At 64.5% G+C, this 14,443-nt stretch carries 12 protein-coding genes; 5 read left to right on the plus strand and 7 right to left on the minus strand.

What is annotated here, in order from left to right; translation table 11 throughout:
• Positions 1-108 precede the first annotated feature (108 nt).
• From AC59GX_RS00635 to AC59GX_RS00660, 6 genes are all read right to left on the minus strand, one after another.
• Positions 109-408: a hypothetical protein gene (locus AC59GX_RS00635; protein WP_056061514.1), complete on the minus strand. Its 300-nt coding sequence runs from the start codon at positions 406-408 to the stop codon at positions 109-111.
• Between the two features lie 474 nt (positions 409-882).
• Positions 883-3,003: a GumC family protein gene (locus AC59GX_RS00640; protein WP_426282777.1), complete on the minus strand. Its 2,121-nt coding sequence runs from the start codon at positions 3,001-3,003 to the stop codon at positions 883-885.
• A gap of 64 nt (positions 3,004-3,067) precedes the next feature.
• Entirely contained in the window at positions 3,068-4,423 is a 1,356-nt protein-coding gene (locus AC59GX_RS00645; RefSeq protein WP_497300585.1) for an outer membrane beta-barrel protein, read from the minus strand.
• A 77-nt stretch (positions 4,424-4,500) separates the two neighbouring features.
• Positions 4,501-5,052, minus strand: a complete 552-nt coding sequence (locus AC59GX_RS00650; RefSeq protein ID WP_235524626.1) for a polysaccharide biosynthesis/export family protein — start codon at positions 5,050-5,052, stop codon at positions 4,501-4,503.
• A gap of 104 nt (positions 5,053-5,156) precedes the next feature.
• Entirely contained in the window at positions 5,157-5,771 is a 615-nt protein-coding gene (locus tag AC59GX_RS00655) for a glycosyltransferase (RefSeq protein ID WP_497300587.1), read from the minus strand.
• Positions 5,714-6,160 carry a glycosyltransferase family protein gene (locus AC59GX_RS00660; protein ID WP_056061499.1) on the minus strand — a complete coding sequence of 149 codons (447 nt, stop codon included), beginning with the start codon at positions 6,158-6,160 and terminating at the stop codon, positions 5,714-5,716. The genes AC59GX_RS00655 and AC59GX_RS00660 overlap by 58 nt, the downstream gene beginning before the upstream one ends.
• Before the next feature lie 412 nt (positions 6,161-6,572).
• Between AC59GX_RS00660 and AC59GX_RS00665 the strand changes: the two genes are divergently transcribed.
• From AC59GX_RS00665 to AC59GX_RS00685, 5 genes are all read left to right on the plus strand, one after another.
• Complete coding sequence (locus AC59GX_RS00665; RefSeq protein ID WP_426282773.1) at positions 6,573-7,298, plus strand: metallophosphoesterase family protein; 726 nt, start codon at positions 6,573-6,575, stop codon at positions 7,296-7,298.
• Positions 7,299-7,476: 178 nt separating this feature from the next.
• The gene (locus AC59GX_RS00670) at positions 7,477-7,749 is read left to right on the plus strand and encodes a hypothetical protein (RefSeq protein WP_136189106.1); all 273 of its coding nucleotides are present in this window, start codon (positions 7,477-7,479) and stop codon (positions 7,747-7,749) included.
• A 539-nt stretch (positions 7,750-8,288) separates the two neighbouring features.
• Positions 8,289-10,844: an O-antigen ligase family protein gene (locus AC59GX_RS00675; protein WP_426282772.1), complete on the plus strand. Its 2,556-nt coding sequence runs from the start codon at positions 8,289-8,291 to the stop codon at positions 10,842-10,844.
• Between the two features lie 93 nt (positions 10,845-10,937).
• Complete coding sequence (locus tag AC59GX_RS00680; RefSeq protein ID WP_107951814.1) at positions 10,938-11,639, plus strand: polysaccharide biosynthesis/export family protein; 702 nt, start codon at positions 10,938-10,940, stop codon at positions 11,637-11,639.
• A gap of 23 nt (positions 11,640-11,662) precedes the next feature.
• Positions 11,663-13,894, plus strand: a complete 2,232-nt coding sequence (locus tag AC59GX_RS00685; protein WP_497300590.1) for a GumC family protein — start codon at positions 11,663-11,665, stop codon at positions 13,892-13,894.
• Positions 13,895-13,937: 43 nt separating this feature from the next.
• Here AC59GX_RS00685 and AC59GX_RS00690 read toward each other — a convergent pair whose 3' ends face one another.
• Positions 13,938-14,387 (minus strand): Rap1a/Tai family immunity protein, encoded by a 450-nt coding sequence (locus AC59GX_RS00690; protein WP_497300592.1) that lies wholly within the window; start codon positions 14,385-14,387, stop codon positions 13,938-13,940.
• Positions 14,388-14,443: the final 56 nt, after the last annotated feature.

Raw genomic sequence — 14,443 nt, forward strand, 5'->3', positions numbered from 1 at the left:
CACCGCGGCTATGCCAGTACGCGAGGCGATACGGCACGGCCCGTCTACGGCGGCGGTCCTGTTCAGCAGATTTGTCCCTTCAGGCAACCGGAGTGCGCGATGCTGCGCTTAGCCGCGTGGCTTGCGCTGCCGCTGTTGCATCTGCTGCTCCATGCCATCGACGCGACCGTTGATCTGGTCGATCCGCTGACCGTTCTGCTGCGCCTGACCGGCAGCAGCCTGAGCCTGTGCCAATGCCTGGCCGGACGTGCCCTCGACGGTACGCAGGCGCCCGTCCATGCCGTCGATGCGGGTGTTCACGGTAGCGATCTGCTCCCGGACGAAGCCCTTCGTGGCGCAACCGCCAAGGCCCGTGGCGCCGACCAGGATCAGCGCGACCGTGGTAAATTTAGGAAGATTGGAACGCATATACTCACCTCTCCGAACGTGGATCGCATCATCCATCCCACGCCAGCGGCGCACGACAATCGATTTTAGTCGAGACGTGCGGCTTATACGTCGGGAACCACGCGCCGGGCTTCGCCGATATGCGCGTCGTTTTGCCAGTTTTGCGGCGTTCAGAGGTTGGCCGGTTCGCGATAAGTTGAGCGTTTGCAAGGCGATGGTAGACTAGCGGCGTATCACGACTGAGCTCGGTAAGCCGCGCGGCCCACGGTCTTCCTCACTTTGCAGCGCGGGACTGCGAGAGTGTTCGTGAGAGGCGAGTTTAGACTGTTCGCTGGAATGCGATCGGACCTGCATGTCGCGGTCGTGAACGCTGCGTCAGCGTCTGTCTCCGCCAAATCGGTCGCGGACCGATGGTCCACCTTTAGCGGTGGTAGCTCCGCGCTCGAACGCCGTTGGTGAAGCCCGCCAATCGCCTTCACCAACGGCCCGGCGCCATTACGCTTCCTGGTAATATTCCGAATATTGCTTCGAATAGTAATAATACGAACCGACTGCCTGCGAGCTGGTGTCGACCATCGTGAACATCGAGCCGACCAGGTTGGCGCCATCCGACTTCAGCCATGCGGCGGCCGAGGTGACGGCGTGCTTCGGCGTGTTGTTCCAGCGGATCACGAGAGCGACCGCATCGGCCAGGGCCGCGAGGAAGCGACCATCCGCCAGACCGACGAGCGGCGGAAGATCGAGGATGATCGTGTCGTAGCGCTCGGACAGCTGTTCGAGGATCTTCGGCATCAGGTCGTTGCCGAACAGATTCTCGGACGAGAAGAATGGCTTGTGGATGATAATCTGGTCGAGATTCTGCAACCCGCTCGGCTCGATCGCCTCGTCGAGCGTCACGTCGCCGTGCAGCAGTTCGACCAGGCCGACGCCATCCGCCTTGGTCTGCGTGATCATCCGCAACTGCGCGCGCCGAACGTCCGCATCGACGATGATCGTCCTGTCGCCGTTCATCGCCATCACGCGCGCCAGTGCCAGCGCGGTGGTGGTCTTGCCTTCGCCCGGCAGGGCCGAGGTAAGCGCGATGATCTTCGGCCGAGGCTGGCCACGGACGCCGAGCAGCGAGGCGCGGGCATTGCGCAACGCTTCGGAATATTGCGACGTCGGCTTGTCGACCACGATATCGGCAGGGTGATCCTGCCGGATATTCGGGATCGCCGCGATCAACGGCACGCCCAGCTCGCTTTCGACTTCGTCGATGCTGCGCATGCCGGTGACCAGCATTTCCTGTGTCACGATGACCGCGATGCCGACGCCGAACCCGGCGATGAGCGACAACAGGAACAGCAGCGGGCGGTTCGGCCAGCTGGGCGACTGTGGCGGCTCGGCATTGTCGATGATCTGCGCCTGCGCGATCGAGTTCTGCGCAGCCTGACGCGATTCGAGCGCCATCTGCGAAATCTTTTCGTACGCGTCGTGCTTGCCGTCGGCGTCGCGCTGGAGACTGGCCGCGATGACCGAGGCGCGGGCGTTGTTGGACTGCTTCTGCTCAAGCTGCGTCATCGATCCGCGAAGGCTCGCGGCGCGGGCGTCAGCGGCCCCGGCATCAGCGCCGAGCGACCGCACGACACGACCCATTTCCTTGTTCAGCTCGGCATCGATGCCCGCGACCTGATCGCGGACCTTGATGAAGTCCGGATGCCGTTCGCCGTACCGGCCACGTACGTCTTCCATCGTCTGCGACAAGACTGCGCGCTGACGGCGGAGATCCTGGATCGTCGCCGACTGCCGAACGTCGGAAATCGCGTCGAGCGTACCGCGGCTGACCTGCTGGCGAGCCGACTGTTCCTTGGAGCGTGCTTCGGCGGCGAAGGACTCCGCGCTAGCCAACTGGACGGAGAGCGGTGCGACCTGCTGGTCGACGATCGTTCCGGTCTGGTTCGAGGCACCGCGGACGATACCGGCCTGCGCCTGGTACTGCGCGACACGCTCGTCGGCGACGCGGATGTCGGCCGCGAGTTCGTCCATGCGCTTCTGGTACCACGCCGTCTGGCGCTCGGCGCTACCGATCTTGTTGCCGACCTTGGTATCGAGATAGCCGGTCGCGAACGCATTGGCGATGCGTGCGGCCTTGTCGGCGGATTCAGAATTGAAGCGGATCGCCATGATATAGGTCAGGCGATCGCGCGCGACGTCGAGGTGGCTGTTGACCGACCGCGCGACGACATCGAGCTTGGCCGCCGGCGACAATGCAGGCTTGCCTTCGGGGGGCGGGCCACCACTGAATTCCGGATCGTTGAGCAGGTTGAGCCGCTTGACGACGACGCGCGCCAGGTCGAGCGAGCGGATCACCGACACCTCGGTCTCGATCGCCTCACTGGCGAGCTGCGCCTGCGCATCGTTGGCGGTGCGCGCCAGCGGGTTGCGGCTCGGATCGATCTGGATGCGGGTCACGCCCTGATAGACCGGCGTGATCCGCAGCGTCAGGATGATGCCGATCGCAGCGACCACCGCGGTGATGCCAAGGAGGATCAGGATGCGCCGGCGGATGACGTCGCGCACCGTGCGGATCACGTCGCTCAACCGGGTCTCGGGCTCTGCCGCGTTCACGACCTTCATGTCAGGATTTTCCTAAGTATCTGGCGGACAGGCCGTTGTTCTTCAGTTGAGACATGGTTGCGTCCTATCGTCTGATACGGATCGAGAAACGTGCACGCAACTCGTCAAAAGGATTGCCGAGGCCGACGCCGCTCGGTTTGTTGGATCCGTAGCCGATGTTCGCATCGAGACCGAGCCATCGCGTGATCTGGTAGCGGCTGCCGACTTCCGCGCGATAGACTTGCGTGGAACTCGACCGCTCCGGATACTCGCGCTTGCTAACTTCGCCGCCGACCGTGACGATCAGATTGTACAGAAGTTCGTGATCGACCGTGACTCGGATCCGGTTGTCCCAGGAACTACCCGCGTTGGACAAGTCGACGTCGATCAACCGGCGTTGCAGGAGAATGCCGACCGTCGTCAGTTCGCTCGGAAACCAGTCCGCGCGTGCCTCGACCGACAGGCCGCTCGTCGTGCGATACGTCTGGCTCGCGTCGAACTTGCGATAACTATAGCCGATACCGACGGTGCCGCGCGCGACGCCGGCGATATCGAAATTCGATCCGAACACGCCGCGATAACCGTTCGAATCGCGGTTGGGTGCGCCGAACGCCTGCGCCAGACCGTAGTTGTTCCGGTCGGCCTCGAGCCGCGCGTAGAGCGACAAGCTGGGGCTGAAACCGAGTTCATACGTGCCGGTGCCGGCATAGGTGACGCGATCGCGATACCGCTGGTCGCGGATCAACCCGTCCGCAAAGCGCACCGAACTGAATTCGTACGAGGTGCGATCGATCGTCCCGATCACGCGCGACCGGCCGGAATCGTACGACGTCCGGGTCCCCAGGAACGTGCGCAGATACCGCGACGGCTCGATCAGATTCGCGACGACGTCGGCGGAGAACGGCGACTCGTACGTTCGGTCTGCCTGTGCGTCGAGCCGCACCGTCAGGTCGCGCGTCACGTCGATGCGACCGCTGCCCTGGACGTTCCACGCATCCTGATTGCGGATGGTCTGCTTGGCGAAACGCCGGATGTCCGCAGCGCCGGTAAGCCGCAACTGATGCACCGACCAGTCGGACGCCACGTTCACATACGGTTCGAACGACGTGTAGACGTCGGACTTCTTGTTCGTATTGTCGTTGAAGATGTTGTCGCTGTAACCGATCGACGTGTTCAGCTGCGGGTTTACGATAAAACTGCCCAGCCGGACGCCCAGCGCGTCGTATTCGGGCCGCCCACGTTCGACGACACCTACATTGTGACCGCGATCATAGTCGTCACCGCTGGTTGTCGCTGGCGGGAGCAACAGGCTGCTGGTCTGCGCGGCGGCAACGGCCGGGGTAAGCGCGGACGCTGCGATCAGTGTACCGCGAAGCCACAGCGCGGCTGTCCGGTGCCTCGACGCGGCGCGCGTCTGCGTGATGCTGCGTACCCCCGTCATATCGTCCGCGTCCCAGGTCCGGCTCGTCGAAAACAAGCGATAGCGTATCGACCGGCCTGACCGGATCGTGCTCGGTATCAGAAAAACCGCTCCGTCAGGCGGATCGTGTCGCCCGGATAGATTCGCAGGTTGGGCGTCAGGACATATTCCTGTTCATATTGATCACCGAACCGGCGGATGCGGACGGTCGCCTTGCGCGCGCGGGGCGTATAGCCCTGTGCCGTGGCGATCGCATTCAAAGCGGTCAGCCCGCTCAGATAGGGATATTGGCCGGGCGAGCGGACTTCGCCGAGGATGAAGAACGGGCGGTAGGTCGCCACTTCCATGTTCACGCGCGGATCGCGCAGATAGCCATCGGACAGGCGCGCCTGCACCTCCTGCGTGACACGCTCGATCGGCTTGCCCGCGACCTGCACGTTGCCGATCAGCGGCAGCGAGATCTCGCCGTCGCTGCTGACCGAGAAGTCGCCGCTCAATTGCGGTTCATTGTAAACAATGACGCGAATCTTGTCGCCAGCGCCTAGTTTGTAGATGTCGTCGCTCGCTGCGCCCTCGGCATAGCGTTCACCGCTCGAAATAGGGGGCGGGCCGGATTTCGAACATCCGGCAAGCGCAAAGGCGGCTAGCAAGACAAAAGCCGCTCTATTTTTCACGCAAACCCCCATTTACACTGTCAGTTCTTGGCTAACATGCCGACAATAAAGCATCAAGGTAATTTGTTGCATCGCGGTATCTATCGGAGACCGGGTCTGTCGGGCTCACCGGCCCGTTTGCCGGAGAGAAAATGCCGTAGTTGTCGGATCTTGGAGGTCTTGGCGGGCTGATGAACGATCTCCGCCAATTGCTCGACAAACGCATCCGAGGCGATGGTATTGAGCGTCGGATACGCAGTCAGGTCATCGACCCGCTCGAGCAGCGCGCGCAGTTCGACTTCCGTGTCCGCGGGGTAGATGCCGGGGCGATCGCCAAATTGCCGCAGGGTCGCGAACTGGTGGCCGTTGCGATGTTCGCCCAGCTTGTGGTTTCGCGGCATCACGATGATCGGCTTGCCGAATTCCATCGCGGTGATGATCGATCCCATGCCGGCATGGCAAACCATCACGCGACACTCCTTCTGCAGATCGCGGAAGACGTCGTAGGCGACGTGCGCGAAGCTCTTCAGGGCGACCGGGCGATAGCGGGTCGGCCCTACCTGCGCGATCACATCGGAGCGACCATGGTCGACCGCCCATCCGTCGACCGCGCGGATCAGGCGATCGAAAGGCAATTGCGTACCGACGGACACTAGGATCACAGGATTTGCCCTAGGTAACGCAGCGACGGGTTCTCGTCGGCGAGATGTTGCCACTGCGCGATTCGCAGATCGGCGAACGGCTTCACGAGGCGCCCCGACAGCGACAATGTTTCGCTGTTGGCGATGCTGTCGATCCAGATCGTTCGTGCGCCAAACATCTTGGCGATCATCAGCGCCAGCGCGCCCGGTGCGGCACCGGTCGACACGACCAGGTCTGGATCGAACGCGCGGAAGACTCGCAGCAAGCCAAGCAGGGTAGGTGCCATCGCCCACGCCGAATCCCGCGCGGTGTCGGCGATTTCAAGAACCTCGCGGTCGCCGAGCGGGGGCGTCATGCCTTTGGACGTGCTGACGAATTGGCAGTCGGCGCCGACGAACGCCGCGCGAAGACGGTGAAGTTCGATCCAATGCCCACCGGCCGAGGCGACAAGCAGGACGCGCATTGGGGTGCCGCTATCCGCATTTACCGGGAAGCGCAAATGATCGATCGATGCAACGGGTGTATTCGTTCGCCGCGGCGTAGATTCCGCTGAGGATGTGGCAGTATCGCTGTCATTGCCCGGGTTCACGAAGAACCGCTCGGGCAGGGAACGGGCTGACGTTGATCCGACCTCAGCCACTTTGTCGCGTCCCCATCTTGCGCCACCAGTCCATCGGGATCATGCTCGACTTGGTGCATACCGTCCGTGACTGGCGCTCTTCAATTATCGGCCAGCCCATGGGATGTGCAGTGCTCCACTATCGCAGACTTTGATATTCCAGCAATCGAACCAATTGATCGCAATGGCATATTCAAGTTAGATCGCCGCGCTTCCCCCACGACCTTGCGGGAAACGCTATACCGGAGATGTTGCGTTGCCAAGCACCGATTCTGGTGACCGAATATATGCCATCGGTGACATCCACGGCCGATACGACCTTCTCCAGATGTTGATCGCGCGGATCGGCGAGCATTCTGCAAGCTTGCCGCCGGCCCGCTCGCTCTACGTGGTTTTGATCGGAGACGTCGTCGATCGGGGACCGCAAAGCGCCGAGGTGCTGGCGATGCTTTATGGTCTCCAGCGCCAGAACAGCCGCGTCATCGTCCTGCTCGGTAATCATGAAGAGGCGATGCTTCAGGCGCTCGACGGCGATCCGGACGCATTGCGGCGATGGCTCGCGGTGGGCGGCGATGCGACGCTCGCCAGCTTCGGCATCGCGCCGCTGCGCATCGACGACGACCCACGCGACTATATGAACGGCGCGCGCCGCGCGATCCCGCGGCAATGGCTAGCCTGGCTTCGTCAATTGCCGCTCAGCGTCCAGTCCGGAGACTATTACTTCGTCCATGCGGGTGTTCGTCCCGGTGTCGCGCTTGCGCGGCAGGTACGCGACGACATGCTGTGGATCCGTGGCGAGTTCCTTCGGTCCGAACGCGACTTCGGCGCGGTCGTCGTCCACGGACATAGCATTACCCCCGATGTCGATGTCCGCGAGAACCGGATTGGTATCGATACCGGTGCGTATCGAACAGGCGTTCTCAGTGCGATCTACTTGGAAGGTGAAAAAAGGGACATACTTGCTGTCTCGTTGCCAATGTGAACTCGTGAGAGTGAGCAACTGCAGCAAATTGTAAAAAACAAACGGGCCTATTGTAAGGAACATGCAATTTAGGCAATTGATCCAGGTTAGTGGTGCGATCCCTGTACTTGACTCTTCTGCCAGCACCTGAGTAACTGAAGTATAGGCGCGGAACCGCCGTATTCAGGGGTCGGAAATCATGTTCAAAAAGATCATTCTTGGAGCGGCGCTCGCTAGCCAGGCTTTCATCGGTACCGCGTATGCAGCACCGGCGCGTCCGCAAGCAGTTAGCTTCGACAGCGTAAAGATGGTCGATGCCGCCGGTTCGCCGATGCGCATCGGAACGTCGGCTAAGCGCAAGAATGATCTTGCTGGCGCGCCATTCCTGCTGCCGCTGCTCGGTGTCGTTGCCCTGGTTGCAGTGGTTGCGGTCGTTGCCAGCGGTGGTGACGACGACTCCAGCCCGAACTGATCGGCTGATGCTGCCTCGCTAGGCACGCGATCGCGAGAGTTATTGAGGCGAAGCATTCGAACGAGTGCTTCGCCTTTATCTTTTTTGTGCCTTTCAGTGGTTTTCGATCCACGGTCGCGTTCGGTAACGTCAAAAGCGTCCGGGTGGCGACGTCGACGACTTACCGACTGGTGGCGTGATCTTCGCCAACTGCCGTTGATCGACGAATCGGCATGATCGTCCTGGCCGAGCGCGACGATCGATCGCCTGGCTGGCTCACCAGCCTGTCCCAGTCCTTATCGAAGCGGTCCACCGATGGCTTTACGTAACGTACGATCGCTGACGGCAGGCGCGGGATCGCATGACCCGGTGGACGCCATCGTCAAGCCGTGCCGCAGCGAGCATCATCGCTACGGTGCGTGGGGGCGTTCCGCATGAGCGGCATGAACGAGCGTCGCGGCTCTCGAAGAGAGAGTGGCCGGTCCGGCGGGCGGTCGAGCGGACGGTCTCGCACTCATAGGTTCGGTTTGTCGGCGCCATGGCGGCGCCATGCGCCGTTGATGGCGTTCCTGATCGTCCTGCTGTTCGGCGGGGGCGCGGGCACTGGCTATCCGCTGATCGAACTCGCCGCGCAAATTCTGGCACTTGTTCTGATCGTCCGCGCCGCGCGTCCGACACCCTCCGAAATCAATACGCTTGCGTCCGCGACCACCGCTACGAGATCGGCCGCACTGAGCCGCTTCCTGCTGGTGTTCGCCGCTGCGGCGCTCCTGCTGGTGGCGCAACTGGTGCCGCTGCCAGCGAGCTGGTGGCATGGCCTGCCGGCGCGCGAGACGGCGGTGCAGGTCTACACGCTGCTCGGCTGGACGACGCGGTGGCACGCCTTCAGCATGACGCCCGATACGACGTTTACCGCGTTGCTCACGTTGCTCGTGCCGCTGGCCGCGATGCTGACGGTGGCGGGACTTCCACTCCAGTCGCGCGTGACGATGCTGAGGCTGATCGTCATCGCCGCAGTGATCTCGACGGTGCTCGCCGCGTTGCAGGTCGCGGCCGGCGGCAGCGCGCCGGTCCTCTACGAAACCGCGCATCGCGGATTCGGCGTCGGGTTCTTCGTCAACCGCAATCATCAGGCGACGTTCCTGCTGGTGTCGATCGTCTTCGCGGCGGTGCCGGGCGTGATGGGCACGGGCGCGGCGCGTCGGCTCGGGATGCTCGGTATCATCGGCTTCCTGTCGCTCGGCATTCTCGCGACCAGTTCGCGCACCGCGTTGCTGTTGCTACCGATCTCCCTGATCGTCGCATTCGCCCTGGTCGGCGACGTCCGGCGCACCGGCAAGTCGGTCGCCGCGGCCGCCGCGCTCTATGTCGTCGGCGGTCTCCTGTTGTCGCGCACCGATCTGGTGCAGCGCCTGTTCGCCCGCTTCACCACGGTCGCCGAAGAGCTGCGCTATCAATATTGGGAGAACTCACTCTACATCGTCCGCGAGACGTTCCCGTTCGGCACCGGATTCGGCAGCTTCGAACGAGTCTATCGCAGCGTCGAACCGCTCGGGCAGGTCTCGCCGCTGAGCGTCAATCACGCGCACAATGATTTCCTCGAACTCGTCCTCGAAGGGGGGCTGCCCGCAGCGATCCTGATCGCGGCAGGGCTGATCGTGCTGATCGTCGCGCTCGTATCGAGTTGGCGCCACGCAGGTGATCGCGGCGCGAGCGACCGGCAGAGCGGCGATCGCCACGCCGGCACGCGTCAGGAGCGCGCGACACTGGTCGCGGGCGGGGCGGCGATCGCGCTGATCCTGCTGTTCTCGCTGGTCGACTACCCGCTGCGCATGGCGGGAATCGCAGGCCTGTTCGGCGCCGCGCTCGGCCTGATCGCCGCGGTCGGTCGTCCGCAGTCCCGCACGACCGCGTCCTTCGCCTGGACGTCCTCGACCATAGCGATCACGATCGTCGCGGCCATTGTCGGGTTGGCGGCGAGTGGCGATGCGGCGGGTCGCTTCCTGACGTTGCGAGGCCAGCCCGCGGCCGCGACGGCGGTCTCGCCATGGTCGGCCAGCGCCTGGTCCGCGCTTGCCAATGTCGAGCAACTCGCCAGCCAGCCAGCCGCGGCACGCGCTGCTGCGGCCCGTGCGCTGGCGATCGACCCGATCGACGCGGGGGCAGTCCGCGCGCACGGCTATGCCGATCTCGCGCTCGACCAGCCGGTTCGCGGCAGCGCGTTGCTACAGGCGGGCGCGGCGCTGGGCTGGCGCGATACGTTGATGCAATTGTGGCTGGCGGAGCGCGCGCTGGAAGTCGGCAGCACGGGTGTCGCCGCGGAGCGCATCGACGCACTGTTGCGCCGCGCGCAGCTGCCCGACGCGCTGATGCCCCAGATGCGCCGGACCTATCTGTCGCCCGGCGGCGTCGACGCCGTCGTCGCGCGCCTCGGCGATGCGCCCAAATGGCGGCAGGGGTTCTTCAACCTGATCGCCAAGGACGCTGCCGAATCGGTGCCGCGCACGCTCGAGTTTCTCGGCAAGCTGCAGAAGACGGGCGTCGCCGCGACTCCGCTGGAAACCACGCTGATCCGCTGGCAGCTCGGTGACAGGGGCGACGTGGCCGGCGCGCGTCGGGTCTGGCTCGCGAGCGGTGGCCGCGGGCTGGTCGCGGATGGCGGGTTCGAGGCGTTGCCGTCACCACTGCCGGGTGGGGTCATCCCCTATGCCTGGGGCGCGCCGAGCTTGCCGGGCGTACGCGTGATCCCGGCGGATCGCGGCGCGGACGGCAGCGGCCACGCACTGCAGATCGTCTCGGACGGCCTGTCGAGCGGCACCGCGCTGGCGCAGGCGATCACATTGCCGCCGGGCCGCTGGCGGGTGAGCGCGATGGTTCGCGGTGCCGACGTTCCGGCCACGCTTTCGCTGACATGCGCCGGTCGACCGGCCACGATCTCGACCGACGCCATCGCGCTCGACGGGCCAGGGGCGGGCTGGCGACAGATGGCTGGTGCCGTCACGGTCGGAACCGGCTGTCCGGTGCAGATCCTGGGTCTCAACCTCCGCGAGCGTGGTGGTCAGCCCGGCGTGTTCTGGATCGATTCGGTCCGCATCGCCGCCGCGGCAGGGCAGTGACGTCGTGCAGGTGCCGGTAACACAGGTTAGACGCTTGACCGAGTGCACCGGGTAGTGCGAGGGTTCGTCATTCCAAAGGGGCAAGATCAACGGATGCGAGCGACCTTGATAGGGGTGGTCGCGCTGAGCGCCATGCTCGGCGCGTGCGCCGACGATAATGTCGGCCCTAACCTCCGAACCGGCGAAGCCGCGTATGAGACGATCCCGGCGCCGGTGGGTGAGCCACGGGTGCAGGATTATCGTATCGGCGCGCTCGATACGCTGGACATCGTCGTGTTCCAAGAAGCCGACATCTCGACCCGCGGCGTCGTCGTCGATGCCGCCGGCGTCATATCGATGCCGTTGATCGGACGGATCCAGGCCGCCGGCAACACCAGCACGCAGCTCGCCGACCTGCTCGCCGCGAAGCTGGCCGAGCGGTTCTACGTCAATCCGCAAGTCACGGTCACCGTCGCCAGTTCGGTCGCGCAGCGTGTCACCGTGCAGGGCGACGTCAAGGAGCCGGGCATCTATCCGATCTCCGGGCCGACCACGCTGCTCGACACGATCGCGCTCGCCAAGGGTGAGAGCGAGGACGCGTCGTTGCGCGAGGTGATCGTGATCCGTTACATCGACGGCAAGCGGATGGGCGCGGTGTTCGATCTGAAGCGGATCCGCCGCGGTGACGATGCCGATCCCGCGATCGCGGCTCGCGACACGATCATCGTCGGCCATTCGACGGGCAAATCGGCCTGGCATGATATCCTGCGCGCGGCACCGTTGCTCGCGGGCTTCGGCGTCTTCGCGCAATTCTAAGATCACAGGAAGAGAACTGACTCATGGGGAGTGTCGACGTCTCTCAGGGCGCTCTCACGCCGAACGACCGGCGGAACTTCGGTTCGGCCCCTGGGTCGAATTTCGCCGAGCGCGAGGACTTTTCCGTGCCTGAGGGCGAGGGGGACGAACCGGCGATCGATCTTCGCGCAGTCTGGGCGACGATCTTCCGCAATCGCTACATGATGATCGCGATTGTCGGCGTCGCGCTGATGCTCGGCATCGCCTCCGCGTTGCTGATGCCGCGCAAGTATACGGCGCAGTCGAGCATCCAGATCGACCAGCAGGTCGCCAAGGTTCTCGGCACCGAGGATTCGGAGCCGCAGGTCGCCGGCAGTGACGCCGATCGCTTCCTCCAGACGCAGGCGGACGTGCTCAACAGCCGGGCGATCGCGCGCCGCGTTTCGGACAGCCTCGCGCTGAGTGCGAACGACGACTTCCTCAAGCGGATGACCGGCGCGCGCCAGATCGTGATCAAGCCGGGCGATGCCAGCCTTGCCGACCAGGTCGTCGACGTCCTGCAAAAGAACCTGACGATCGACCTTCGCCGCAACTCGCGCGTCGTCCACATCATCTTCACCAGCCGCGACCCCGCGCTCGCCGCCGAAATCGCCAACAGCTACGCGACCAACTTCATCGAGGGGAACATCCAGCGGAAATTCTCCGCGTCGTCCTATTCCCGCCGGTTCCTCCAGAACCAGCTCGGCCTCGCCAAGACCCGCCTCGAAGGATCGGAGCGCGACCTGATCGCCTATGCCCGGTCCGCGCGGTTGATCGATGCCAGCGCGGGCGCGCGCCAGCAGGAAGCGGACAACGCGCCGCGCTCGCTCGTCACCGCCAACCTCATCCAGCTCAACGCCGATTCGGCGACGTCGGAGGCCAACCGCCTGCGGACGCGTGCGCGGTGGGAACAGGCGCGTCGTGCGCCGCTGATGTCGTTGCCCGAAGTGCAGGCGAACGAGGCGGTCCAGCGCCTGTCGCAGAAGCGCGCGGAAGATATCGCCAGTCTCAGCGAAGTCCGCCGCCGCCTGAAGCCGGATCATCCGGTCGTGATCCAGGCGCTTGCCGAAATCGCCACGCTCGACCAGCAGATCCGCCAGCTTGCGGAGGTGACGCGCAAGTCGATCGAGAACCAGTATCTGACCGCCGAACGCCAGAACCGCGCGCTCATCCAGCAGGTTACCGCGCTCCAGGGCGCCACGCTCGCCGAACAGGGCCGCAGCGTTCGCTACAATATCCTGCGCCGCGAGGTGGATACCAACCGCCAGCTCTACGAGGGCCTGCTCCAGCGCTACAAGGAAGTCAGCGCCGAGGCGGGGATCACGACCAACAACGTCTCCAGCGTCGATACTGCCGAGCAGCCCCGTCGTCCGACGTCGCCGCGGCCGCTGTTGAACGTCGCGCTCGCGCTGATCGCCGGGCTCGCGCTGGCGATGCTGTATGCGTTCGGTCGCGACTATCTCGACGATTCGATCCGCGATCCGCAGGATGTCGAGCAGAAGCTGCACATCCCGCTGCTCGGCGTCGTGCCCGACACGCGGGGCGATTCGCCGCTCGACGCGCTCAACAATCCGAAGTCGGAGATCGCCGAGGCGTATCACGCGATCCGGACGTCGATCGAGCTATCGTCGAACCAGGGTCCGCCGCGGTCGATCTTGGTCACCGGCAGCAGCAAGTCGGAAGGCAAGTCGACCACCTCGTTCGCGCTCGCGCGCGACTTCGCCGGGCTCGGCCGCCGCGTCCTGCTGGTCGATGCCGACCTGCGGCGCCCGTCGCTGCACCGGACGCTGGGAATCACCTTGCCCGAGATCGGTCTTTCGTCGGTCCTCGCGCGGATGACAGAACGCGGCGCGTCGATCCTGCCGACCGCGTTCCCCGGGCTCAGCTTCCTGCCGAGCGGACGACTGCCACCGGATCCCGCGACCCTGTTCGCGGGGACCGCGATGCAGGATCTGCTCGCCGCGCTGGAAGCGGATTACGACGTCGTGATCGTCGACGGTCCGCCGGTCCTTGCACTCGCCGATGCGGCACAGTTGACGGCCGCCGCACAGGCCACCGTGTTCGTCGCCGAAGCCTCGAGCGCGCATTTCGGCCAGGCCCGCAACGCCGTGTCCCGCCTTCTCCGCGCCGGCGGCACCGTGATCGGCTGCGTCATGACCAAGTACAACGCCAAGAAGGCGGGCTTCGGCCAGTCCTACGATTACTACCGCTATCGCTACGACGACGCGTCGAAATAAGCCGAACCGCTGCTCCGGCTTGGGCCGGAGCAGCTAGCGCACGTCAGGGTTTGCCGCTCCGAGACGGGGCAGGCGGCGTCCCGCGCGCGCCGCTACCGCAGGCATAGCGAATCTTCAGTGCGACGACGACGACCGAGGCCGCTTCGCCCGACAGGTCGGAGGGCTTGTCGCGCAGATAGTCGATGAACGCCTGGCGCAAATCGCCTTGTGGGACATGCCGGGGCACGCAGAATTCGCGCTGGTTCAGCCACGCCTCGTACGCGCGGACCGTGTCATGCACGCCGGTGATATAGGCGAAGCAATAGGACGCGTCGGCCGGCACGTTGGACAAACAGCGCTGCCGCAACTGCCCAGCGCTGAACAATCCCCCGGCGAGCGGCCCCGCGGATACTTGCGAGGTCGATGCTTGCGGGGCGGCAGCCTGCGGCACCGCCCCATTGGGTTTCTGGGACTGGACCAACAGCGGCGCGGCGAGCAGCAGGACGAGGGGCATGACCATGATCGCCCGTCGTTACGCGCTGGCGCGGTGCGCTTCAATTCACTAACACC

This window comes from Sphingomonas sp. 320_CC (assembly GCF_059691795.1).

Bases quoted from the DNA above. Each gene is read 5' to 3' on its own strand.
- AC59GX_RS00640 (WP_426282777.1), bottom strand. From the start codon at position 3,003: ATGAAGGTCGTGAACGCGGCAGAGCCCGAGACCCGGTTGAGCGACGTG.
- AC59GX_RS00635 (WP_056061514.1), bottom strand. From the start codon at position 408: ATGCGTTCCAATCTTCCTAAATTTACCACGGTCGCGCTGATCCTGGTC.
- AC59GX_RS00680 (WP_107951814.1), top strand. From the start codon at position 10,938: ATGCGAGCGACCTTGATAGGGGTGGTCGCGCTGAGCGCCATGCTCGGC.
- AC59GX_RS00675 (WP_426282772.1), top strand. From the start codon at position 8,289: ATGGCGTTCCTGATCGTCCTGCTGTTCGGCGGGGGCGCGGGCACTGGC.
- AC59GX_RS00670 (WP_136189106.1), top strand. From the start codon at position 7,477: ATGTTCAAAAAGATCATTCTTGGAGCGGCGCTCGCTAGCCAGGCTTTC.
- AC59GX_RS00690 (WP_497300592.1), bottom strand. From the start codon at position 14,387: ATGCCCCTCGTCCTGCTGCTCGCCGCGCCGCTGTTGGTCCAGTCCCAG.
- AC59GX_RS00660 (WP_056061499.1), bottom strand. From the start codon at position 6,160: ATGCGCGTCCTGCTTGTCGCCTCGGCCGGTGGGCATTGGATCGAACTT.
- AC59GX_RS00645 (WP_497300585.1), bottom strand. From the start codon at position 4,423: ATGACGGGGGTACGCAGCATCACGCAGACGCGCGCCGCGTCGAGGCAC.
- AC59GX_RS00685 (WP_497300590.1), top strand. From the start codon at position 11,663: ATGGGGAGTGTCGACGTCTCTCAGGGCGCTCTCACGCCGAACGACCGG.